The following is a 21,303-nucleotide window of genomic DNA, read 5'->3' as shown; positions in this document are numbered from 1 at the left end:
GCGGGCTTGCTCGCGAAGGGGCCATAACATTCACCGAGAGTTCCCCAAGGTCGACCCTCTAACTATCAACCGCGCCGAAAAATCCAGCGTCCGTACCGTCCCGTCATCCCCCCGCAGCCGCTTGAGCAAACACTCAAACGCACTGGCACCAATCTCGGTGGTCGGCTGGGCCAGCGCGGTTATCCCGCTACCCACCAACGGATACCAATCCAGATCATCCAGAGCAATCAGGCCCACCTCCTCGAACAGGTTGCACTTGAGTTCACGCAACGCATGGGTGCAGGCCAGTGCCGCAATCCCGTTCGCGCAAAACAGCGCTTTCGGACCCGGGCCAGGCGTGTCGAGAAAGGATTTCAGCTGTGCGGTCAGTTCGCTGCCGGTTTCGATGAGGCTGCCATGGAGGGCCGGACGCAGGGCAATCTGTGCCTTGAAACTGCCGACCCGTTCGATCCGTGAACTGGTGCCATCGAATGGTTCGGTCACCATCAACACGTCGCGGTAGCCGCGTTCTTCAAGATGCGCGAGGGCCATTTCAACGGCTGCCGGATTGTCCAGCCCGACCATGTCGCTCTCAAGGTGCTCGACCTTGCGGTCCACCAGCACCAGGGGCATTTCCCGGTGCAGTTCGTGCAATTCGTCACGGTGATGACCGAGGGTGTTCACGATCAGGCCTTCGATGTTGTAAGAGCGCAGCAGGGCCAGGTGCTGGCGCTCTTGCTCGTCGTCGCGGTCGGTGTTGCACACCACCAGGCTATAGCCGTGCTGACGGCAGGCGGTTTCCACTCCGTGCATCACGGCAATTGAATAAGGGTTGCGGATATCGGCCACCAGCATGCCGATCAGGCGGGTGCGTCCGCGTTTCAGGCCGCGGGCCATCTGGTTCGGACGATAGCCCAGTTCCGCAATCGCCTGCTCGATGCGTTGGGCGATGGCATCGGAGAGCAGGGCGCGGTCTTCGCCGATGAACCGCGAAACGCTGGCCTTGGAGACCTTGGCGTGTTCGGCCACGTCGAGCATGGTCACGCGGCTGCGCTGGGCGGCGGAGAAATCATTCACGGTCTGAAACCTTCTTATTGGATTTATAAGGCCGAGCGCTTCGTGAGATAGCGCTGAAACCGGTTTCAGAAGACACCAAAAGGCAATTCGCCGTCAAGCCCCGGATTGTCGATTGTCGAACAAACACCGACGGGTGGCGCTCAGACTAATACGCTCAGCCACGCCGAACCCAGCAGCAACAGGCCCATGCAGCGATTGAAAGTTTGCATGGCCGGGGGCGACCGCAACCAGCGACTCGACCCGGCACCGAGCAGCGCCCAGACACCCAGGCAGGGCAAGGAAACCAGGAAAAACACCCCTGAAAGATTGATCACATGGACGAGCCGATCTTCGCCCGCTCCAGCGAAGACACTGACCACCGCCAGCGCCATCATCCAGGTTTTCGGGTTGATCCATTGCAGGCTGGCGGCGCCCACCCAACCCAGTCGAGCAGCGGTTTTCTGCGTGCTGATGGCTTCGACCGGGGCGCGGAAAATCTGCCAGGCCAGATAACTCAGCCACGCCACCCCGACCCATTGCATGACGCTTTGCAACGCGGGCCAGGCCGTCAGTGAAGAGCCAACGCCCGTGCCCACCAGCAATACCAGCGTCGCGGCACTGACGCAGGCGCCCAAGATAATCGGCAGGGCGGCGCCCAAGCCGTATCGGGCACTGTTGCTGAGCACCAGAATGTTGGTCGGTCCGGGTGTGATGGACGCCACAAAGGCAAAGAGCAGGAAGGGCAGTAACGTCGGGAAAGAAGAGAGCATCGCGGGCAAACTCCGGTAAAGATCAGTGAAACCGATCTTCACAATCCCCCGCGTTACTTGTCTGGAAGATTTGAGCAGCGCTTGCGGTACAGCGCCGGTGTCAGGCCGTAGGCGCGCACGAACCAGCGGCCCAGATGGCTCTGGTCGGCAAAGCCCAGCTCCATGGCCACCGTCGCCGGTTGTTCGCCACGGGCCAGCATTCGCCGTGCGGTTGCCAGGCGCAATTGCACCAAATACGCGTGGGGCGCCATGCCGTAGGCGGCCTTGAACGCACGGGTCAGGCGGAAGCGGTCGACGCCTGTGACGGTTGCCAGTTGATCGAGGCCGATGTCGTATTGCGCGTTGGCATGCAGGTAGTCCCGGGCCTTCTGCGCCACACGCGGCAGGCGCGGGTCCTGGCCATCGCGGGCGCGCCAATGCAAGTGGCTGGTCAGGCGCTCGAGCAACACGTCGAGGGCGGTCTGGCGGACGATCTTCAGCTCACCGCGATGCAGGGTTTCAAACGCCAGGCTGGTGGCCTGGGCCAGGCGCGCATCGCTGGCCAGGGTGGCGGCGAAACTCAGTTGGCTGTTGTCGGGGGCATGATCGAACACAGCGCCGAGTTCACGCTGTAACCACTGCGGATCGAGGTACAGCATGCGGTAGGTAAAACCGTCGGCGGTCGGTGCGTCACCGTCATGGATGTCACCGGGCTCGAGCAAAAACACCTTGCCCGGCGTGCTCTGGTGCCTGGCCCGTCGGCAATTGAATTGCTGAACCCCTTGCTCAGTGACGCCCACCAGATAACTGTCATGCCAGTGCGGGTCGTAGGCGTGACCTTCGAAATGCGCGCGCAGGGTCTCGATGCCGGTGTCGGCGTCCTGGGACAGGTCGATCCAGTTGTGAGCGTTCATGTTGCACCTGCGGGGCGGATTGCCGAGCTATTTAACGCCTGCTGGAAGTGCGATGACTAGAACGTTTGTGCAGGCATCAGTTGAACAGGCCCGCCGCAATATTGATTGAGAATCCAAGGATGGCGGTGTTGAACAGAAAACCGATCAGCGACTGCGCGAGCACGATCTTGCGCAAATCACGGGTTGCCACGCCGACATCCGAGGTCTGCACCGCCACGCCGACGGTGAACGAAAAGTACAGGAAGTCCCAGTAATTGGGCGTCGTCAGGCCTTCAGCAAAACGCAGCGCCGGCTCTTTGCCTTCCCAGGTGTAAAACAGGCGCGCGTAGTGCACGCTGAAAATTACTCCGATCAGCAGCCACGAACCGATCACCGTCAGCGCGGTGAAGCCGTAGTGCAGGAGTCTGCGCGTGGTTTCCAGGTCTTTGCTGCCGGCCAGTTCGAAGGTGATGGTCGCCAGGCTGGCCAGTGCCGCGATGCACACGACCAACAGCACCAGCCCGGCGTTTTCGTCTTCGATTTCGGCGATGCGTTTCACGTCGGTCGCTTTTGAACGCACGGTGAGCCAGGACATCAGGATCAGGTAAGTCCAGACTCCGGCATTCCAGCCGATGAGGATTTTGCTGATCACCGAATCGGTCGGAACCAGGATGCCCGCCGCGATACCGAGCGTCGTGGCGGCGGACAGGCGAGGGTGGGTGTGGGTGAGGTAGGGCATGGAGGCTCGATGGGTTGAGGCGATGCAATCACCTTAGCCCAGGTGAGCACAATCTTGGAATCACCGGGATCCCCTGTGGGAGCGGGCTTGCTCGCGAAGGCGGACTGTCAATCAACACGGGTGTTGAATGTGACGGCCTCTTCGCGAGCAAGCCCGCTCCCACATTGAGACAGTGGTGTTGATCAGTGTGGTTTATGGCGTTTGCGCACCAGTTTCATCACCACCACAAAAAACACCGGCACGAACACCACGGCCAGCGTCGCCGTGATCATCCCGCCGATCACCCCGGTGCCGATGGCCTGCTGGCTCGCCGAACTGGCGCCTGTGGCAATCGCCAGGGGCACGACGCCGAGGATGAACGCCAGCGAAGTCATGACAATCGGCCGCAACCGCAGGCGTGCCGCTTGCAGGGTGGCGTCGACCAGGTCGTGGCCTTCGTCGTACAGGCTCTTGGCGAACTCGATGATGAGGATCGCGTTCTTCGCCGACAGGCCGATGATGGTGATCAGCCCGACCTTGAAGAACACGTCGTTGGGCATGCCGCGCAAGGTCACGGCCAGCACCGCGCCGAGCACGCCCAGCGGCACCACCAGCAGCACCGAGGTCGGGATTGACCAGCTCTCGTACAACGCCGCCAGACACAGGAACACGATCAACAGCGACAGCCCGAGCAGGATCGGCGCCTGGCTGCCGGACAAGCGTTCCTGCAACGACAACCCGGTCCATTCCTGGCCCAGGCCCGCCGGGCCTTGCGCCACTAACCGCTCGATCTCGGCCATGGCTTCGCCTGTGCTGTGGCCCGGTGTCGGTTCACCGGAAATGCTGATCGCCGGATAGCCGTTGTAGCGGGTCAACTGCGCCGGGCCCTGGGTCCATTTGGCCTGCACGAAGGCCGACAAGGGCACCATTTTTCCGTGGGTGTTGCGCACGTGGATCTTCAGCAGGTCTTGCACCTGGCTGCGCTGGTCGCCCTCGGCCTGCACCACGACGCGCTGCATCCGCCCCTGGTTGGGGAAGTCGTTGATGTAGGCCGAGCCCACGGCCGTGGACAGCACGTTGCCGACGTCGGCAAAGGACACCCCCAACGCGTTGGCCTGCTTGCGGTCGACCACCAGCTGTACCTGCGGCGCCTCGGCCAGGGCGCTTTCGCGCACGTTCATCAGGATCGGGCTTTTTTCGGCGGCTGCGAGCAAGTCGGTGCGCGCTTGCATTAGCTTCTCATGGCCGAGACCACCGCGATCCTGCAGGCGGAACTCGAAGCCGCTGGACGTACCCAGGCCATCCACGGGCGGCGGCAGCACGGCAAAGGTCACGGCGTCCTTGATCTGGCTGAGGGCGACGTTGGCCCGGTCGGCAATCGAGCTGGCCGAATCGTCGCTGCCGCGCTCGGACCAGTCTTTGAGCGTGCTGAACGCCAGCGCCGCATTCTGCCCGCTGCCGGAGAAGCTGAACCCGAGAATCACCACGCTGTCGCGAATGCCCGGCTCGCCGGCGTTGTGCGCTTCCACCTGCTCGGCCACCTGAACCGTGCGGTTCTTGCTCGCGCCCGGTGGCAACTGGATGTCGGTGATGGTGTAGCCCTGGTCTTCCACCGGCAGGAACGAGGAGGGCAGGCGACTGAAGGCCAGGCCCAGGCCGATCAGCAGCACGCCGTAGATCAACAGGTAGCGCCCGGTGCGTTTCAACGCATAGGCGACCCAGCCTTGATAGCGCTCGGTCAGTTGCTCGAAGCGGCGGTTGAACCAGCCGAAGAATCCGCTCTTTTCGTGGTGCTCGCCCTTGGCAATCGGCTTTAGCAGCGTCGCGCACAGGGCCGGGGTCAGGGTCAGGGCGAGGAAGGCCGAGAACAGGATCGAAGTGGCCATCGACAACGAGAACTGCTGGTAAATAACCCCGACCGAGCCCTGCATGAACGCCATCGGAATGAACACCGCGACCAGCACCAGAGTGATGCCGATGATGGCCCCGGTGATCTGATGCATGGCCTTGCGCGTGGCTTCCTTGGGCGACAGGCCCTCGGTGGCCATGATGCGTTCGACGTTCTCCACCACCACGATCGCGTCGTCCACCAGAATGCCGATGGCCAGCACCATACCGAACATGGTCAGCACGTTGATCGAAAACCCCAGCGCCAGCATCGTTGCAAAGGTGCCCATCAACGCCACCGGCACCACCAGTGTCGGAATCAGCGTGTAGCGGATGTTCTGCAGGAACAGGAACATCACCGCGAACACCAGCAGCATGGCCTCAAGGAGGGTGTAGACCACCTTGGTGATCGAGACCTTGACGAAGGGGGAGGTGTCGTACGGGATCGAGTACTCGACGTTCGCCGGGAAGTAGCGCTTGAGTTCATCCATCTTCGCCCGCACCAGGGTCGCGGTGTTCAGGGCGTTGGCGCCAGGCGACAACTGCACGGCGACGGCGGTGGACGGCTTGCCGTTCAGGCGCGTGGAAAACTGGTATTCCTGGCTACCGATCTCGACCCGCGCGACATCGCTGATGCGCACGGTCGAACCGTCCGGGTTGGCCTTGAGGACGATGTCGGCAAACTCTTCGGGGGTCGACAACTGACCCTTGACCAGAATGGTCGCGGTGATTTCCTGGGTGGTGCGGGTCGGCAGATCGCCGATGCTGCCGGCCGACACCTGGGCGTTTTGCGCGACGATGGCGCTGTTGACGTCCGCTGGCGTGAGGTTGAAGGCGAGCAGTTTCTGCGGATCGATCCAGATCCGCATCGCCCGCTCGGCGCCATACAGCTGCGCCTTGCCGACGCCGTCCAGGCGCTTGATCTCGTTCATCACGTTGCGCGCCAGGTAATCGCTGAGCGCCACGTCGTCGAGCTTGCCGTCGCTGGACGTCAGGGTGATCAACAGCAGGAAACCGGAGGAGACTTTCTCCACCTGCAAACCTTGCTGGATCACCGCTTGCGGCAGGCGCGACTCCACGGCCTTGAGGCGGTTCTGCACATCCACCTGGGCCAGTTCCGGGTTGGTGCCCGGCTGGAAAGTGGCCTTGATGGTCGCGCTGCCGAGGCTGCTCTGGGATTCGAAATACAACAGGTGATCGGCGCCGTTGAGTTCTTCCTCGATCAGGCTGACCACGCTTTCGTCCACGGTTTGCGCCGAAGCGCCCGGGTACACGGCATAGATTTCGATCTGCGGCGGCGCGACGTCGGGGTACTGCGCCACTGGCAACTGCGGAATGGCCAGGGCACCGGCCAGCAGGATGAACAACGCGACCACCCAGGCGAACACCGGGCGGTCGATAAAGAACTGCGGCATAAAAAAGCGTCCTGCTTACTGACCAGTCACCTGGGCAAGTGGAAGAGGGGTGTCGTCGATCTGCACTTTCTCGCCGGGGCGGGCGTGCTGCAGGCCCTCGATGACGATGCGGTCGCCGGCTTTCAGGCCGCCGGTGACGATCCAGCGATCGTTCTGCACGGCACCCAACTCGACCGGTTGCTGGCCGACGCGCTGTTCGGCGTCGAGCAGCAGCACCTGGGCGATGCCGGCGCTGTCGCGCTGGATGGCCCGTTGCGGCACGCTGATGCCCTGGCGGTTGACTGCTTGTTCCAGGCGCACGCGCACGAAACTGCCGGGCAGCAGGTCGAGGTCGGGGTTGGGGAACTCGCTGCGCAGGATGATCTGGCCGGTGCCCGGGTCGACGGTGATGTCGCTGAACAGCATTTTGCCCGGCAGCGGGTAGAGGCTGCCGTCATCCTGAATCAGCGTGGCCTTGGCCTGGTCCTGGCCGACCTGCTGCAACTGACCGGAACGGAAGGCGCGGCGCAGTTCGTTGAGTTCGCGGGTGGACTGGGCCAGGTCGGCATGAATCGGATTGAGTTGCTGGATCAGCGCCAGCGGCGTGGTTTCGTTCTGCCCGACCAGCGCGCCTTCGGTGACCAGCGCGCGCCCGATGCGCCCGGAAATCGGCGCGGTGACGGTGGCGTAGCCGAGGTTGAGTTTCGCCCGCTCCACCGCCGCCTTGCTGGCCGCGACGTCGGCGGCGGTCTGTCGTGCGTTGGCCCGGGCGTTGTCGTAGTCCTGGCCGCTGATGGCCTTGTCGTCGATCAACTGGGCATAGCGCTGTTCCTGCAACCGGGCCTGGAACGCGTTAGCCTCGGCCTTGCGCAGCGCTGCTTCGGCGCTGTCCAGGTCAGCCTTGAGCGGCGCCGGGTCGATGCGGAACAGGACATCGCCCTGTTTCACGTCACTGCCTTCACGGAAAGTGCGCTGCAGGACCACGCCGGCCACGCGGGCACGCACTTCGGCCATGCGCGGTGCGGCAATCCGTCCGCTCAGTTCGCTGCTGATGGTCAGTGGTTGCGCTTCGATGGTCTCGATGCGAACCGTGGCCAGCGGCGCCTGTTCCTCGGCATTCGAGGCCTTCTCGCACGCACCCAGTGTCAACGCCAGAGCAATCAGACTGAGCCTGGCAAGCAGATTCTTCGACATGTAATACCCCAATAAAGACTCCCAGCATCCTACTGGGCGCAGGCGAGGGTAGCGGTGAAGCTTTGTTGGTGCTGTGTGAAATTGTGTAAGGGTTTTACTCAGAGACGAGTGAGGGCGTATATCCTTCAGTCCTTGAATCTTATTGCGCCTGAGAGATCGCTATCGCGGGCAAGCCCGCTCCCACAGTGGTCGGTGGTGTTCATATCATTTGTGTTCACCTCAAATCCCTGTGGGAGCGGGCTTGCCCGCGAAGAGGCCGGTACAGGCGCCACTGCTTTTTTCTGGAAACACCCCATGCCCAACATCCTCCTGGTCGAAGACGACACTGCCCTCGCCGAACTGATTGCCAGCTACCTGGAACGCAACGGTTATTCCGTCAGCGTGATCGGTCGCGGCGATCATGTGCGCGAACGTGCGCGGCTCAATCCGCCGGACCTGGTGATCCTCGACCTGATGCTGCCCGGTCTCGACGGCCTGCAAGTCTGTCGCCTGCTGCGCGCCGATTCGGCGACCTTGCCGATCCTGATGCTCACCGCCCGCGACGACAGCCACGATCAGGTCCTGGGCCTGGAAATGGGGGCAGACGATTACGTGACCAAACCCTGCGAGCCACGGGTGTTGCTGGCGCGGGTGCGGACCCTGTTGCGCCGCAGTAGCCTCAGCGAGCCGCAGACCGCCAACGACCGCATTCTGATGGGCAACCTGTGCATCGATCTGTCCGAACGCACCGTGACCTGGCGCGAGCAATTGGTGGATTTGTCCAGCGGCGAGTACAACCTGCTGGTGGTGCTGGCCCGGCATGCCGGGGAGGTGTTGAGCCGCGACCAGATCCTGCAACGCCTGCGCGGCATCGAATTCAACGGCACCGACCGTTCGGTGGATGTGGCAATTTCCAAGTTGCGGCGCAAGTTCGACGACCACGCCGGCGAGGCGCGCAAGATCAAGACCGTGTGGGGCAAGGGCTACCTGTTCAGCCGTTCCGAGTGGGAATGCTGAGCCGATGTTCAGAATTCTCTTTCGTTTGTACCTGGTGACCATCGTCTCGTTCAGCGCGGCGATTTATCTGGTGCCGGATCTGGTGGTCAAGGTGTTCCAGGAGCGCTTTGTCACCTACAACCTCGATTACTCCCGTGGCCTGCAAACGCTGATCGTCAAACAGTTTCACGCGGCCCCGGCCGAACAGTGGCCGGCCCTGGCCGCCGAGATGGACAAGGACTTCAATCCGCTGCACATCGTGCTCAGCGGTAACGATGACAGCAGCCTGACGCCTGAGGAGCAGCGACGCTTGCAGCGGGGCGAGAACGTTGTGCGCGTGGGTGACTGGGGCTGGCGCACGCTGGCGGTTGCGCCGCTGAATGAGCGCACCGTGGTGCAAATGGTGGTGCCGCCGGACCCGCTGGACGTCAACCTGTTGTACTGGAGCATCAACGTACTGATCGGCGCGACCATGCTCGCGTGCCTGTTGCTGTGGCTGCGCCCGCACTGGCGTGACCTGGAACGGCTCAAGGGTGCGGCCGAGCGCTTTGGCAAGGGCCATCTGGGCGAGCGCACGCAAATCTCCCCGAGCTCCAATATCGGCAGCCTGGCCAGCGTGTTCGACACCATGGCCGGCGACATCGAGAACCTGCTCAACCAGCAGCGCGACTTGCTCAATGCGGTGTCCCACGAGTTGCGCACGCCGCTGACGCGCCTGGATTTTGGCCTGGCGCTGGCCCTCTCCGACGACTTGCCGGCAGCCAGTCGCGAGCGCCTGCAAAGCCTGGTGGCGCACATCCGGGAACTCGATGAGCTTGTGCTTGAGTTGCTGTCCTACAGCCGCCTGCAAAACCCGGCGCGGCTACCGGAGCAGGTCGAAGTGTCGCTGGATGAGTTCATCGACAGCATCCTTGGCAGCGTCGACGAGGAGCTGGAGTCCCCGGAGATCGTCATTGATGTGCTGCTGCACGGTCAGCTCGAACGCTTCAGTCTCGACCCGCGCCTGACCGCCCGCGCCCTGCAAAACCTGCTGCGCAACGCCATGCGCTACTGCGAAAAGCGTATCCAGATCGGTGTGCAGGTCTATGCCGGCGGCTGTGAAATCTGGGTCGACGATGACGGCATCGGTATTCCGGATGACGAGCGCGAGCGGATTTTCGAACCCTTCTATCGTCTCGACCGCAGTCGAGACCGCGCCACGGGTGGTTTCGGACTGGGATTGGCGATCAGCCGGCGCGCCCTGGAAGCCCAGGGCGGCACGCTGACGGTGCAAGCCTCGCCGCTGGGCGGGGCGCGGTTTCGCTTATGGTTGCCGACTTCGGCCTGACGCGCGCCCGGGATAACGCGGCTCAGGCGCTCAGCCGACTACGCAATACCTTGGCCATCTCCTCCAGATCCGTCATTGGCTGATGCCCGATCAGCATCCAGGCGTGCTCCATGTCCGCCCAATACACGATGTTCAGCTCGCGTCGCTGTTCCCGGGCGAAATGGCGGCTGCCGCTGTTGGAGCGGGTCACGCACAACGCCATGGGGCCGTGCGCCGGATCGAGGTAGGTGATCTGGGCGATGGGGGCGCCGTCGTACTCGAGGATTTGCGCCCGCTTGAACTCGGCACGGGGCAGGCTCAGTTTTGCCGGCACGAGGTCCAGGCCCAGGCGCGCATCGATGGTCCGCAGTTGGGCCCGCTGGGAGGCTTCATCAGCGGGCAGGTGATCCAGGGTTTCCGGCACGTAGAGCGCCATGTAATCAGCCACCAGACCACGCCAGCTGTGAGTCTGCTGGCTCGCTTGCCAGCCGAGGAACAAACGGTCCGCCAGCACGCCGCCGGCCAGCAGTCCTGCCGCGGCGGCCAGGAACCAGCGTCGGTTGAGCCCTGGGCGGGCGGGTGAGGGCATGGTGGCGAGCATGGCTTGCAGGCGATCCACCGGTGCCTGCCGGGCCAGTTCATCGTAGGCGTCCTTGAACGGTAGGCTGCTGCGACCCAGCCATTGCAGGCGCAGGCTCAGCATCGGGTCGGCGCTGATGGCCGCGTCGATGCGCGAGCGCTGCTCGGCATCGAGTTGGTTGTCGAGATAAGCCACCAATTGTTCGTCCGAGGGTTTAGCGTTCATCAATGTTCTCCTCGGTAAGGGTGGGGTACCGTGTGCAACGGCGGATATTCGGCCAGTTTCGCCCGGGCCGCGGCCAGGCGACTCATGACCGTGCCGATGGGCACTTGCAGGACGTCGGCGACTTCGCGGTAGGACAACCCTTCGACGTAGGCGAGAAATACCGTTTCACGCTGGGCCTCGGGCAAGGCATCGACGCGGCGGATGACCTGTGCCGCCAACACGTGGGTCTGGGCCACGGACTCTCCATCGAACGACAAGGCCTGGTCGGCATCCACTTGGCCCTGGCCTTGTCGCACCCGCTGGGCACGGACTTCGTTGAGCCAGATCGAGTGCAGGATGCTCAGCAGCCAGCGGTCCATGCGCGTCCCCGGCTCGTATTGCCCGGCCCGCTCCAGCGCCCGCACGCAGGTGGCCTGTACCAGGTCATCGGCGATATGCCGTTGCCGGGACAACAGCAGGCCGTAGCGCCATAAACGTGCCAAGTGCTGGTTCAGTTCCGTTCGTATTGCCTGATCGCTGGCGATGGCGACCTCCGTCCGCTCGGGTTGTCAGGTTTTCGATGATCCGTTGATGGCTTCGGCCAGGTCCTGGTACTCCTCGCACTGGGTATTGCCGCAGATGGATTTGATCTGCTGCAGTTGCTCCTGCGCAAGGTCCAGCCGGCCCTTGATCACATAGGCCTCGCCCAGGTATTCGCGGACTTGCGCGTATTGCGGGTCGAGTTTTACCGATTGCAGGTAATAACCGATGCCTTCGTCGGTGCGTCCCAGTTTACGCGTGGCGTAGCCGCGATAGTTCAGCGCTATTGCGGTATTTGGCTGTTTCAGCGTGTCGAGCAGGGCCAGGGCTTCTTCATAACGCCCGTCCTTGGCCAGTTGATAGGCATAGTTGGTGCGGTCTTCGTCAGGCACCAGGTTGCTGGTCTGCTTGACGCACCGCTGCGATCTTGAGTCGAGCACCTGTCCTTTCGGGCAGTTGGGTCTGGAGGGCGGCTCGTCACCGCCGCCACCGCCGTTGGCCAGGGCGGGGGAGCCGGACAACGCAACGGTCAGCAACAGCGGGGTCATCAGAACAGCAAAACGACTATTCATGGGCTTTGCTCCACAGGTTCATGGGTTTCAGATCAGGTCGCGCCGGGCCAGGCGCAGTGCAAGGTTGATGTGATGAGAACACCCCAGCATGCACAATTATTCATTATGTTCTGGCGGCCGATTGCGAACGGGCATGGTTTTGTGTGCGCTGAAGATCCCTGTGGGAGCGGGCTTGCTCGCGAAGGCGGAGTGTCAGGCAGCATCAATGTTGATTGACCCACCGCCTTCGCGAGCAAGCCCGCTCCCACAGGGGATTTTTGTTCAACCCAGCAGACGAATTGGTGCACCCGCCGCCCAGGCCTGGATGTCCTCGATCATCTGCGAGAAAAACAGCCGGTAGTTCTGTTGGCTCACATACCCGACATGGGGCGTGGCCAATACATTGTCCAGGGTTCGGAACGGATGATGAGCGGGCAGCGGCTCCTGCTCGAAGACGTCCAGTGCCGCACCGGCCAGTCGTTGCTTCTGCAGCGCCTTGATCAGCGCCGCTTCGTCGACAATCGGTCCACGGGCGGTGTTGACCAGCAGCGCCGTGGGCTTCATACAGCCCAGGGCTTGTGCGTCCACCAGGCCCCGACTGCGGTCGCTGAGCACCAGGTGCACCGACAGCACGTCGGCCTGTTCGAACAGTTCCTGCTTGCTGACACGGGTCACACCGGCTTGCGCCGCACGTTCGGCGGTGAGGTTTTCGCTCCAGGCGATGACCCGCATGCCGAACACCTGGCCGAATTGCGCGACGCGCTGGCCGATGCTGCCAAGGCCGAGGATCGCCAAGGTCTTGCCGTGCAGGTCGCCGCCCAGGCCTTGTTGCCACTGGCCGGCACGCAAGGCATTGGCTTCGGCCACCAGGTTGCGGGTGGCGGCCATGATCAGCGCCCAGGTCAACTCCGGCGCGGCGTGTTTGTAGCTGTCGGTGCCGCTGACCCGGATGCCCAGCGCGGCGGCGGCTTTCAGGTCCAGGGCGGCGTTGCGCATGCCGCCGGTCACCAGCAGTTTGAGCCTGGGCAGGCGGCGCAGCAGGTCTTCGTCGAAGCGCGTGCGCTCGCGCATGACGCAGATCACCTCGAACCCGGCCAGGCGCTCGGCCAGCGTCGGGTTGTCGGCGGGGTAGTCATGGAGAAAACTCACCTGGCCGACGCTGTCCAGCGCCGACCAGTCCACCACATCCCGCGCCACATCCTGCCAATCATCAAGCACTGCAATCTGCACAGGCATCAGCCTTTCCTCTTCAACGCACGGGGTTGGTCTTGTTCAGCCAGGCGAGCAGGGCCTGGTGGAATTGTGCCGGTTCTTCCATCTGTGGCGCGTGGCCCATGCCCGGGAATTCGACCAGCGTGGACCGGGGAATCAACTTCGCCACTTGTTTGCCGAGGACGTCGTAGTGCCCGATCTTCGCCTTGACCTCGGGCGGGGCGATGTCACTGCCGATGGCGGTGGTATCGGAGGTCCCGATCAACAGCAGGGTCGGCATCTTCAGGTCCTGGAATTCGTAATACACCGGTTGAGTGAAGATCATGTCGTAGATCAGCGCCGAGTTCCACGCGACTTGCGTATGCCCAGGGCCTTTGTTCAGGCCGGCGAGCATGTCGACCCAGCGATCGAATTCCGGTTTCCAGCGGCCGCCGTAGTAGGTGCTGCGTTCGTAGTTGCGGATACCGTCGACGCTGAGCTTGAGTTCGCGTTCGTACCATTGGTCTACCGTTCGGTAGGGCACACCGAGGGCTTTCCAGTCTTCCAGGCCGATGGGGTTGACCAGTGCCAGTTGCTCGATCTGTTCGGGGTATTGCAAGGCATAGCGAGTGGCGAGCATGCCGCCGGTGGAGTGCCCCAGCAGGGTGGCTTTCTGAATGCCCAATGCCTTGAGCAGTTGCTGGGTGTTCGTCGCCAGTTGCTGGAATGTGTACTGATAGTGCGCCGGTTTGCTGGAGCTGCAGAAGCCGATCTGGTCCGGGGCGATGACCCGATAGCCGGCGTCGCTGAGGGCTTTGATCGAGCTGTCCCAGGTGGCGCCGCAGAAATTCTTGCCATGCATCAGCACCACGCTGCGTCCATTGGCCTTGCCGTGGGCGGCGACGTCCATGTAACCCATTTGCAGGGACTGGCCCTGGGATTCAAAGGCGAAGTGCTTGAGCGTGTAGGGATAGTCGAAACCTTGCAGCTCAGGGCCGTATTCCGGTGCTTGGGCGTGGGCGATGACGGGCAGGGCGGCGGTCAACAGCAGGCTGGGCAACCAGCGGGGGAAGAGTCGCGACATGGGGAGGCTCCATGGAAAATCCGCCGATGCTGGATCGGCTCGATTAGGGCGGCATTAAACACAGGCAATCGCCGCCCTCGATGGTTCAACCCATCCAGCCCAGCGTCGCCACGGCCAACACGCCGTAACGGGCGCCTTTGGCCAGGGTGACGATCAGCAGGAAGCGCGCCAATGGCTCGCGCATGACTCCGGCGACCAGTGTCAGCGGATCGCCGATCACCGGGAGCCAACTGAGCAGCAATGACCAATGGCCGTAGCGCTGGTAATGCAGCCGGGCTTTTTCCAGGTGCCGGGGGCTTACCGGAAACCAGCGTCGGTCGCGGAACCGTTCGATCCCGCGCCCCAGCCACCAGTTGAGCAGCGACCCCAGCACGTTGCCGAGCGTCGCCACCGCCAGCAGTGCCCAGAGCCAGTAGCGGTCGCTGAGCAGCAGTCCCACCAGCACGGCTTCGGATTGCAACGGCAGCAGCGTGGCGGCACCGAATGCCGCGAAAAACAGCCCGAGGTACGCGCCTGGCATCAATGGGCGGGGTAGTCCGCGACCACCAGGTCAGTGCCGTCCTTTTTCAGGCCTATGACCTGATAGGCATCGCTCATGCCGTCCATTTCCATGCCGGGCGAACCCATGGGCATGCCGGGCGCGGCGACGCCCAACAGATCGTCGCGCTTGCTCAAGGCCAGGACCTGGTCGGCCGGGACGTGACCTTCGACGAATTTGCCATTGATCAACGCGGTGTGGCACGACGCCAGGCGTGGCGGCACGCCGTGCTGTTGCTTGAACTCGCTCATGTTGGCTTCGACGTGGTCTTCGACCTTGAAACCATTGGCTTCAAGATGGCTGATCCATTTTTTGCAGCAACCACAATTGGCGTCGCGATGAACCTCGATCGGAATGAGGTCGGTGGCCTGGGCCAGGGAGGACATGAACAGGGCGCTCAGGGCGATCAGACGCAGAGGGTTTCGCATGGGATTCGTCTCGGCTAACGGGCAAAAAAACGCATTCTGACCCTTTTTATTGGTCAGGCATTCAAGGAGTGTTTCGAATTGCTACGAGGGTCTGCCATTCGATGATGGTAGATCAATGCTGACAGGTAGATGAGGCGGACATTACAAAATTGTCAGGTTGAAGTGCCGAGGTAAGTTTCGGTGTTGATGTAAGCCAATTAGTAAATATGTAGGAAAGGTCTGAAGGGCTATTCGTAAAGGTGCTAAGTTTCGATAAACACTAACTTTTACAGCATGTATCTGAATTGTACGAAAATTGTTAAATCTCTAAATTAAAGTTTTGTGGCGTTAGATTGCAGGTCGATACTCCGGATCACCTAACTTGGCCAGATAAGGAGTTTTCAATGACTATCGGTTATACCGGCGCCTGGACCCCGAAGGCGGGTCTGTTGGTTCGAGAAACCACCAGCAAATCCGAGTCAGTTCCCCAGAGCGTCAAGATCAGGCAGATGCTTGCCCTGGTGGGCGACAATCCAGTCGAGCTGGATACAGTGAAGATGGACAAGATGAAATTGCGCAAGCAGATGAAGGGATTTGATCCCACTAATATTTCAGTCAAATCCATGGGTAGTCTCAGTGTCTTTCTGAAAGAACGTGGCCTGATCAGTGATGTAACGGCAGTCACGCTGAGCAATGCCGGTGACAAGTTCGACCGGTTTGGTATCAAGGACCCTGATGCGAAGTTCAATGCACTGGAATATTTCGCGACGCAACTGGAAAACATCCAGAGCAACAACCTTAAGGGTAACAAGTACGCCAACTACTTGGTTCCCGAGTTCAAAAAAGCGATTTACGTGCTGCAAAACCTGGAAGCCTACGGTAAAAGTAACGGCCCGATGGCGAGACCAGGCAGGGTTATCTCGGAAGAGGCCTGACACTCTGTTGCCCGGCCCGCTCGAGGCATCGAACGGGCCGGCGACCCTTAACGATCGAGCAGTTTCATGACTTCCTCCGGATAACGCAGGCCAGCGGTGGTATTCGCCGCAAAGACCGCGTTCAGCGCCTGCAGTTCTTCAGCGTTCAGCCTCACCTCCAGAGTCGCCACGTTTTCTTCCAGGAATTTGCGTTGCTTGGTGCCCGGAATCGGAATCAGGTAGTCACCTTGGACCAGCACCCACGCCAGCGCCAGTTGGCCCGACGTCACACCTTTCTTTGCCGCGAGCGCCTGGACTTGCTGCACCAGCAGCAGGTTCTTCGCGAATTTTTCGCACCGGAAATGCGGGCTGAAACGGCGATAGTCGTCTGCCGCGAAATCATCCGGGCTTTTCCATGCACCGGTCAGGAACCCTCGGCCCAGCGGCCCAGCGGCCTGTAAGGCACAAAGGCGACGCCCAGACGCCGCACCGCCAGTTATCCCGGCGGGTGCGTGTGTTTGTCGACTGGCTGGTGGAACTCTGTGCCCAGCCCGGCAATGACTTTTACAGGAAGGATTCAGGACGTTGATCAGCGGTTAACGATGGGGGTAGTAACCCGGTCCGCCATGTTCGTAGTAGTGATCGTGATGCCAGCCCCCATGGGGGAAAACAATGCAACCGCTCAGGGGCAGGATGGCCAGCAGGGGAATCAGCAATGTGATTCGACGCAACATTTCAAAGTCCTCATGGTTATCGCCGCAATGAAGCTAAAACTCTTCATCGGCTGTAACATGTGACCCCGCTTGTGGCCGCTTATCCCGGGAACAGGGTATGTGCTTGGCAAGCGTCTTGATACAAACCGGATACATTTTCAGATTCAGGAACCCGCAATGACTCAGTCGCAACGTTTGAAATACTCGATTCTGATCTCCCTGGTGGTGCTGGGGATCATGTTTGGCCTTTCCTGGTTGCAGAACACCGGCGTCATCAGCGAAAAAATGTTCCAGTACATCGCCATTGGCGTGGCGGTGATCGTGGTCGTCATCAATGGCGTGATGCGCCGCAAGGTCAAGCCCTGATCATTCGCTCACTGGTTGCGCAGGATGGCGGCAGCCTGTGGATGCAGGCTGTAGCTTTTGTCGGGGTTTAGCACAATCACGCCTTCAATGCACAAACGCTTGAGCACTTCGCGCACGCTGAGAAAGGACAGGGGAATGTCCAGGTCCAGCAATTGGCTGTGTACGCCACGCACGCCAAGACTGCGGTCGCTTTCGGCGGCCGTCAGCAGGGCATCGATGACTTTCAGGCGGATCAGGCTGGTGCGCAGGCCATAGCTCTTGAGCAGGACCCGGATCCGCTCGTTACCGTGGCGATCGGTATGCGGCTCGAACACGCCGACTTCCATTGAAGTACCCTTTGGCGCGTTGCTACCGTCCGTTGGCAGTTGCGAGTTGTACATTGCAAAACTCCTTTTCAGAGCCTGATCAGGAAAAATGGGGCGCTCTTGCATGTCTAGACGTATGAGCTCCCCAAATCATGAAGGCTCGAATGTAGAAATTTTGTCGACGGCGTGTGATCAGTCTGTCAGTTCGCACGACAAAGCGCGGCAAAACCCTAAATTATTGATGTGAGCTTCGTCCCTACAGGGAGGCACTGCGCGCGTGGGTGCGCGCAACAGCGGCCATCGTTTTTTCGATCAGGAGCGAGCGTGATTATTTCCAGCCAGTTAACCAGGTTGAGCCTGGCGGGTGTGACTCTGGGATTGAGCCTGGGGTTGAGCCTTGCGGCGAGCGCGAGCGATGCGCCTGCGCCAACGAGCGCGGACATCCGCCGAACCAGTTTCGGCGTGCCGCACATCCGCGCCGACAACGAGCGCGGGCTGGGCTACGGCATCGGCTATGCCTACGCCCAGGACAACCTGTGCCTGCTGGCGAACGAGATCACTACGGTGAACGGCGAGCGTTCGCGCTATTTTGGGCCGGACCAGTTCACCGTCGAGGCGCGTGAGAACCTGGTCAGCGATCTGTTCTTCACCTGGCTCAACACCCCGCAAGCCGTCGCCGCTTTCTGGCAGGCCCAGACTCCGCCGGTGCGTGAGTTGATTGAAGGCTATGTGGCGGGGTTCAACCGTTCCCTGAGCGAACGTCGTGCCCAGGGGCTGCCGCAACAATGCCAGGGCGATTGGGTGCGGGACATCACCCCGTCGGATCTGGTCAAGCTGACCCGGCGCCTGTTGGTCGAAGGGGGTGTCGGCCAGTTCGCCGAAGCCCTGGCCGGTGCCACGCCGCCCCAAGCCGTGGCCCGGGCGTCGAACGCCCAGGCAGCGTTCCAGGTGGCCGCCACGCGCATGCAACGGTTTGCCCTGGATCGGGGCAGTAATGCGGTCGCGATCGGCAGCGAACGTTCCTTTAATGGACGCGGCATGTTGCTGGCTAACCCGCACTTCCCGTGGGTGGGCGGCATGCGTTTTTATCAGATGCACCTGACCATTCCCGGCAAGCTGGATGTGATGGGCGCGGCGTTGCCCGGCCTGCCGCTGATCAACATTGGTTTTAATCAACATCTGGCCTGGACCCACACAGTGGATTCGTCCAGGCATTTCACGCTGTACCGCCTGCAACTCGATCCCAGGGATTCGACCCGTTACTTGCTCGACGGCCAGTCCTTGCCGATGGACAAGCAGACCCTGACCGTCAACGTCAAGCAGGCGGACGGGCAGGTCCGGGCGATTTCCCGCGTGGTCTACAGCTCGAAGTTCGGTCCGGTGGTGCAATGGCCGGGAAAACTCGATTGGGATCATCAGTACGCCTTCAGCCTGCGCGACGCCAACCTGGATAACGATCGCGTCCTGCAGCAGTGGTACGCGATGAACCGCGCCGAAAACCTCAGGGATTTCCAGGACTCGGTGCACAGGATCCAGGGCATTCCGTGGGTCAACACCCTGGCGGCGGACGATCAGGGGCAGACGCTGTACATGAACCTCTCGGTGGTGCCCAACGTCAGCGTCGACAAGCTGGCGCAATGCAGCGATCCGCGGATCGGTCTGCAGATGATCATTCTTGACGGTTCCAACAGTGCCTGTGCCTGGGACATCGACCCGCAGGCGCCACAACGGGGCATCTATGCAGCGGACAAACTGCCGCAGCTGCTGCGCAAGGATTTTGTCCAGCACTCCAACGATTCGGCGTGGATGGCCAATCCGGCGCAACCGCTGACCGGCTACTCGCCGCTGATCAGCCAGGACGGCCAGCCTCTGGGCCTGCGTTCACGCTTTGCCCTGGACCGTTTGAGTACGCTGACCGGGGCCGGCAAGGTCGCGGTGGCGGACTTGCAGCACATGGTCATGGACGATCAGGTCTATCAGGCGGCTCAAGTGATGCCGGACCTGCTGCAATTCTGCGCGAAGGATCTCGGTGCCGATGCCAGAACCCTCGCGCCACTGTGCGCCAGCCTCAAGGCCTGGGACCGCAAGGCCAACCTGGGCAGCGGTCTGGGCTTTGTGCACTTCCAGAATGTCATGGAGGCATTGGAGCCGGTGCCGGACGTATGGCGCGTGGCGTTCGATCCGCAAGACCCGCAACACACCCCGAGTGGACTCGCCGTCGATCACCCGTCAGTGGCCAAGGCGCTACGCACAGCGATGCTGGCTTCGGCTGAGCAGGTCAAGGCGTCAGGCCTCAAGCCGGACACTCGCTGGGGCGACATCCAGGTGGTCAGCAGTGGCGGGCAACAGACGCCGATCCATGGCGGGCCGGGCACGCTGGGTGTCTACAACGCGATCCAGAGCGTGCCGCGCAGCGATGGCAAGCGCGAGGTGGTCAGTGGCACCAGTTACCTGCAAGTGGTGACCTTCGACGAAAACGGACCGCAAGCCAAGGGGCTGCTGGCGTTCTCGTTGTCGAGTGACCCTGCTTCGAAATTTTCACGGGATCAGACGCAGGCCTTTTCGCAGAAGCAATGGAGCGTGCTGCCCTTCACCGAACAGCAGATCACGTCCGATCCGCAGTATCAGGTACAGACGATCCGCCAGCAGGATGCCAAGGTCGTCGCGCATTGAGGTAATGTAGTTTTAGTGGAACGCTGAAGGCCGCACCCCGCAAGGGTCGCGGCCTTTTCAGCTTTTCGGGGTCTTTTGCGGGATCGCGTTGACCACCAGATTGCCATTGTCATTGCGGGTCAGGTAGACCGGCAGGACCCGCGGCAGGGACTTCACCAGGCCGTTGATCTCTTTGATGTTGTAGATGCCACCGATATGGATCGAACCGGTGCTGTTGTCGGCGACCATCAGCGGTTTGTCCAGGTAGCGATTGATCAATGGCAGCGCATCGCTCAGCGCCAGATCGTCGAGCACCAGCTTGCCCTGGCGCCAGGCCAGCGAACTGTCATTGTCGTAGGTCTGGCTGATGCGGGGAGTGAAGTCTCCGCCGCGATAACTGGCCTGCATCGCCGGGTCGAGGCGCAAACCGTCGCCGGGCAGGTCGGTGTTGCTGCTGACCAGTACCGAACCCTCGATCAGATTGACCTTGACCTGGTCTTCATACATCCAGACGTTGAATTGGGTGCCGGTCACACGAATCTTGCCTTCGGCCGCCTTGACCACAAAAGGGTGGCGGGTGTCATGGCTGACCCTGAAGTACGCTTCGCCTTTCTTCAGCGTGACTTGCCGCTGATCCTTGTAGTTGCTGTACGTCAGCTCGCTGCCCAGGTTCAGTTCCACCTGGCTGCCATCCTTCAAGGTGACCGTGCGAACATTGTCGGTGGCTTCGAAATGCTGGTACGCGTTCGGTACCCAGCCCAGGTGCCAGCCGGCATAACCGGCCAAAGGCAGCGCCAGGGCACAGACTGCCGCGGCAATGGCCAGGCGGCGCCACGGAGTTTCGGGTTGCGGGCGAACCAGCGGCAGGACGGGCGCGGGGCGGGGCAGGTCGCCGGCGACATCCCATATTTCCAGCATCGCTTCGTATTCGAAGGCATGGAGCGGATGCGCATTTCGCCATTGTTCGAACGCCTGGCGCTCCTGCGTTGTGCAGTCATTGGCGTGCAGACGCATGCACCAATGCGCAGCGGCATCGGTGATGGCGTCGTATTCGGCTTCCGAGAGCGTGTGTTCGGTCATTGGCTCATCCTGATTTCGTGCATTCTA

21 protein-coding genes and 2 pseudogenes are annotated in these 21,303 nt (G+C 61.7%); 6 read left to right on the top strand and 17 right to left on the bottom strand.

Annotation, left to right across the window (positions count from 1 at the left end; translation table 11 throughout):
- Positions 1-30 precede the first annotated feature (30 nt).
- The 6 genes from KW846_RS07265 to KW846_RS07240 form a co-directional block, all read right to left on the bottom strand.
- On the bottom strand, positions 31-1,056 hold the full coding sequence (locus tag KW846_RS07265) for a LacI family DNA-binding transcriptional regulator (protein WP_371321728.1): 1,026 nt from the start codon (positions 1,054-1,056) through the stop codon (positions 31-33).
- Between the two features lie 140 nt (positions 1,057-1,196).
- On the bottom strand, positions 1,197-1,805 hold the full coding sequence (locus KW846_RS07260; protein ID WP_218481785.1) for a LysE family translocator: 609 nt from the start codon (positions 1,803-1,805) through the stop codon (positions 1,197-1,199).
- 53 nt (positions 1,806-1,858) lie between these two features.
- On the bottom strand, positions 1,859-2,698 hold the full coding sequence (locus KW846_RS07255) for an AraC family transcriptional regulator (protein WP_218481784.1): 840 nt from the start codon (positions 2,696-2,698) through the stop codon (positions 1,859-1,861).
- A 76-nt stretch (positions 2,699-2,774) separates the two neighbouring features.
- Entirely contained in the window at positions 2,775-3,416 is a 642-nt protein-coding gene (locus KW846_RS07250; RefSeq protein ID WP_218481783.1) for a DUF1345 domain-containing protein, read from the bottom strand.
- Positions 3,417-3,598: 182 nt separating this feature from the next.
- Positions 3,599-6,697: an efflux RND transporter permease subunit gene (locus tag KW846_RS07245; protein WP_218481782.1), complete on the bottom strand. Its 3,099-nt coding sequence runs from the start codon at positions 6,695-6,697 to the stop codon at positions 3,599-3,601.
- A 15-nt stretch (positions 6,698-6,712) separates the two neighbouring features.
- Complete coding sequence (locus KW846_RS07240) at positions 6,713-7,870, bottom strand: efflux RND transporter periplasmic adaptor subunit (RefSeq protein WP_218481780.1); 1,158 nt, start codon at positions 7,868-7,870, stop codon at positions 6,713-6,715.
- A 294-nt stretch (positions 7,871-8,164) separates the two neighbouring features.
- Between KW846_RS07240 and KW846_RS07235 the strand changes: the two genes are divergently transcribed.
- Positions 8,165-8,866 carry a response regulator transcription factor gene (locus tag KW846_RS07235; RefSeq protein ID WP_007970971.1) on the top strand — a complete coding sequence of 234 codons (702 nt, stop codon included), beginning with the start codon at positions 8,165-8,167 and terminating at the stop codon, positions 8,864-8,866.
- A 4-nt stretch (positions 8,867-8,870) separates the two neighbouring features.
- The gene (locus tag KW846_RS07230) at positions 8,871-10,172 is read left to right on the top strand and encodes an ATP-binding protein (RefSeq protein ID WP_218481779.1); all 1,302 of its coding nucleotides are present in this window, start codon (positions 8,871-8,873) and stop codon (positions 10,170-10,172) included.
- Between the two features lie 22 nt (positions 10,173-10,194).
- Here the strand turns inward: KW846_RS07230 and KW846_RS07225 are convergent, their stop codons facing one another.
- The 7 genes from KW846_RS07225 to KW846_RS07195 all read right to left on the bottom strand — a co-directional run bounded on the left by KW846_RS07225 (position 10,195) and on the right by KW846_RS07195 (position 15,267).
- Positions 10,195-10,956, bottom strand: coding sequence for an anti-sigma factor (locus KW846_RS07225; RefSeq protein WP_218481778.1), 762 nt, complete (start codon positions 10,954-10,956; stop codon positions 10,195-10,197).
- Positions 10,956-11,438: an RNA polymerase sigma factor gene (locus KW846_RS07220; RefSeq protein WP_256356638.1), complete on the bottom strand. Its 483-nt coding sequence runs from the start codon at positions 11,436-11,438 to the stop codon at positions 10,956-10,958. The genes KW846_RS07225 and KW846_RS07220 overlap by 1 nt, the downstream gene beginning before the upstream one ends.
- A gap of 66 nt (positions 11,439-11,504) precedes the next feature.
- On the bottom strand, positions 11,505-12,047 hold the full coding sequence (locus KW846_RS07215) for a tetratricopeptide repeat protein (RefSeq protein ID WP_218481777.1): 543 nt from the start codon (positions 12,045-12,047) through the stop codon (positions 11,505-11,507).
- A 261-nt stretch (positions 12,048-12,308) separates the two neighbouring features.
- The gene (locus tag KW846_RS07210) at positions 12,309-13,262 is read right to left on the bottom strand and encodes a D-2-hydroxyacid dehydrogenase family protein (RefSeq protein ID WP_218481776.1); all 954 of its coding nucleotides are present in this window, start codon (positions 13,260-13,262) and stop codon (positions 12,309-12,311) included.
- A 13-nt stretch (positions 13,263-13,275) separates the two neighbouring features.
- A complete protein-coding gene (locus tag KW846_RS07205) occupies positions 13,276-14,301 on the bottom strand; it encodes an alpha/beta fold hydrolase (protein WP_218481774.1) in 1,026 nt (341 codons plus the stop codon).
- 85 nt (positions 14,302-14,386) lie between these two features.
- Positions 14,387-14,821, bottom strand: coding sequence for a YqaA family protein (locus tag KW846_RS07200; RefSeq protein ID WP_218481773.1), 435 nt, complete (start codon positions 14,819-14,821; stop codon positions 14,387-14,389).
- Entirely contained in the window at positions 14,821-15,267 is a 447-nt protein-coding gene (locus KW846_RS07195; protein ID WP_218481772.1) for a DUF411 domain-containing protein, read from the bottom strand. Before KW846_RS07195 ends, KW846_RS07200 begins: the two co-directional genes overlap by 1 nt.
- Positions 15,268-15,650: 383 nt before the next feature.
- On the opposite strand from KW846_RS07195, the gene KW846_RS07190 reads away from it, so the two are divergent.
- The gene (locus KW846_RS07190; protein WP_218481771.1) at positions 15,651-16,181 is read left to right on the top strand and encodes a hypothetical protein; all 531 of its coding nucleotides are present in this window, start codon (positions 15,651-15,653) and stop codon (positions 16,179-16,181) included.
- Between the two features lie 47 nt (positions 16,182-16,228).
- Here KW846_RS07190 and KW846_RS07185 read toward each other — a convergent pair.
- A pseudogene (locus KW846_RS07185) lies at positions 16,229-16,653 on the bottom strand (aldo/keto reductase); the annotation flags it as partial.
- On the opposite strand from KW846_RS07185, the pseudogene KW846_RS30325 reads away from it, so the two are divergent.
- Positions 16,645-16,749, top strand: a pseudogene (locus tag KW846_RS30325) (LysR family transcriptional regulator); the annotation flags it as partial. The pseudogenes KW846_RS07185 and KW846_RS30325 sit on opposite strands and share 9 nt — an antisense overlap.
- Before the next feature lie 7 nt (positions 16,750-16,756).
- On the opposite strand, the gene KW846_RS07180 reads toward KW846_RS30325, so the two are convergent.
- Positions 16,757-16,894, bottom strand: coding sequence for a hypothetical protein (locus KW846_RS07180; protein ID WP_218481770.1), 138 nt, complete (start codon positions 16,892-16,894; stop codon positions 16,757-16,759).
- 156 nt (positions 16,895-17,050) lie between these two features.
- Between KW846_RS07180 and KW846_RS07175 the strand changes: the two genes are divergently transcribed.
- Positions 17,051-17,239, top strand: coding sequence for a hypothetical protein (locus KW846_RS07175; RefSeq protein WP_007970993.1), 189 nt, complete (start codon positions 17,051-17,053; stop codon positions 17,237-17,239).
- A gap of 8 nt (positions 17,240-17,247) precedes the next feature.
- On the opposite strand, the gene KW846_RS07170 is transcribed toward KW846_RS07175, so the two are convergent.
- A complete protein-coding gene (locus KW846_RS07170) occupies positions 17,248-17,619 on the bottom strand; it encodes a fe2+ zn2+ uptake regulation protein (RefSeq protein ID WP_116580447.1) in 372 nt (123 codons plus the stop codon).
- Between the two features lie 249 nt (positions 17,620-17,868).
- Between KW846_RS07170 and KW846_RS07165 the strand changes: the two genes are divergently transcribed.
- Complete coding sequence (locus KW846_RS07165; RefSeq protein ID WP_218481769.1) at positions 17,869-20,217, top strand: acylase; 2,349 nt, start codon at positions 17,869-17,871, stop codon at positions 20,215-20,217.
- 57 nt (positions 20,218-20,274) lie between these two features.
- Here the strand turns inward: KW846_RS07165 and KW846_RS07160 are convergent, their stop codons facing one another.
- Positions 20,275-21,276, bottom strand: a complete 1,002-nt coding sequence (locus KW846_RS07160; protein WP_116580445.1) for a FecR family protein — start codon at positions 21,274-21,276, stop codon at positions 20,275-20,277.
- Between the last annotated feature and the right edge of the window lie 27 nt (positions 21,277-21,303).

The organism is Pseudomonas sp. PDM32, from assembly GCF_019219225.1.
GTDB lineage: Bacteria > Pseudomonadota > Gammaproteobacteria > Pseudomonadales > Pseudomonadaceae > Aquipseudomonas > Aquipseudomonas laurylsulfatiphila.
Note: the sequence above shows the minus strand (reverse complement) of the source record. Positions and strands in the feature narration are given on the sequence as shown.

Bases quoted from the DNA above. Each gene is read 5' to 3' on its own strand.
- KW846_RS07260 (WP_218481785.1), bottom strand. From the start codon at position 1,805: ATGCTCTCTTCTTTCCCGACGTTACTGCCCTTCCTGCTCTTTGCCTTT.
- KW846_RS07255 (WP_218481784.1), bottom strand. From the start codon at position 2,698: ATGAACGCTCACAACTGGATCGACCTGTCCCAGGACGCCGACACCGGC.
- KW846_RS07250 (WP_218481783.1), bottom strand. From the start codon at position 3,416: ATGCCCTACCTCACCCACACCCACCCTCGCCTGTCCGCCGCCACGACG.
- KW846_RS07245 (WP_218481782.1), bottom strand. From the start codon at position 6,697: ATGCCGCAGTTCTTTATCGACCGCCCGGTGTTCGCCTGGGTGGTCGCG.
- KW846_RS07240 (WP_218481780.1), bottom strand. From the start codon at position 7,870: ATGTCGAAGAATCTGCTTGCCAGGCTCAGTCTGATTGCTCTGGCGTTG.
- KW846_RS07235 (WP_007970971.1), top strand. From the start codon at position 8,165: ATGCCCAACATCCTCCTGGTCGAAGACGACACTGCCCTCGCCGAACTG.
- KW846_RS07230 (WP_218481779.1), top strand. From the start codon at position 8,871: ATGTTCAGAATTCTCTTTCGTTTGTACCTGGTGACCATCGTCTCGTTC.
- KW846_RS07225 (WP_218481778.1), bottom strand. From the start codon at position 10,956: ATGAACGCTAAACCCTCGGACGAACAATTGGTGGCTTATCTCGACAAC.
- KW846_RS07215 (WP_218481777.1), bottom strand. From the start codon at position 12,047: ATGAATAGTCGTTTTGCTGTTCTGATGACCCCGCTGTTGCTGACCGTT.
- KW846_RS07210 (WP_218481776.1), bottom strand. From the start codon at position 13,262: ATGCCTGTGCAGATTGCAGTGCTTGATGATTGGCAGGATGTGGCGCGG.
- KW846_RS07205 (WP_218481774.1), bottom strand. From the start codon at position 14,301: ATGTCGCGACTCTTCCCCCGCTGGTTGCCCAGCCTGCTGTTGACCGCC.
- KW846_RS07200 (WP_218481773.1), bottom strand. From the start codon at position 14,821: ATGCCAGGCGCGTACCTCGGGCTGTTTTTCGCGGCATTCGGTGCCGCC.
- KW846_RS07195 (WP_218481772.1), bottom strand. From the start codon at position 15,267: ATGCGAAACCCTCTGCGTCTGATCGCCCTGAGCGCCCTGTTCATGTCC.
- KW846_RS07190 (WP_218481771.1), top strand. From the start codon at position 15,651: ATGACTATCGGTTATACCGGCGCCTGGACCCCGAAGGCGGGTCTGTTG.
- KW846_RS07180 (WP_218481770.1), bottom strand. From the start codon at position 16,894: ATGTTGCGTCGAATCACATTGCTGATTCCCCTGCTGGCCATCCTGCCC.
- KW846_RS07175 (WP_007970993.1), top strand. From the start codon at position 17,051: ATGACTCAGTCGCAACGTTTGAAATACTCGATTCTGATCTCCCTGGTG.
- KW846_RS07170 (WP_116580447.1), bottom strand. From the start codon at position 17,619: ATGTACAACTCGCAACTGCCAACGGACGGTAGCAACGCGCCAAAGGGT.
- KW846_RS07160 (WP_116580445.1), bottom strand. From the start codon at position 21,276: ATGACCGAACACACGCTCTCGGAAGCCGAATACGACGCCATCACCGAT.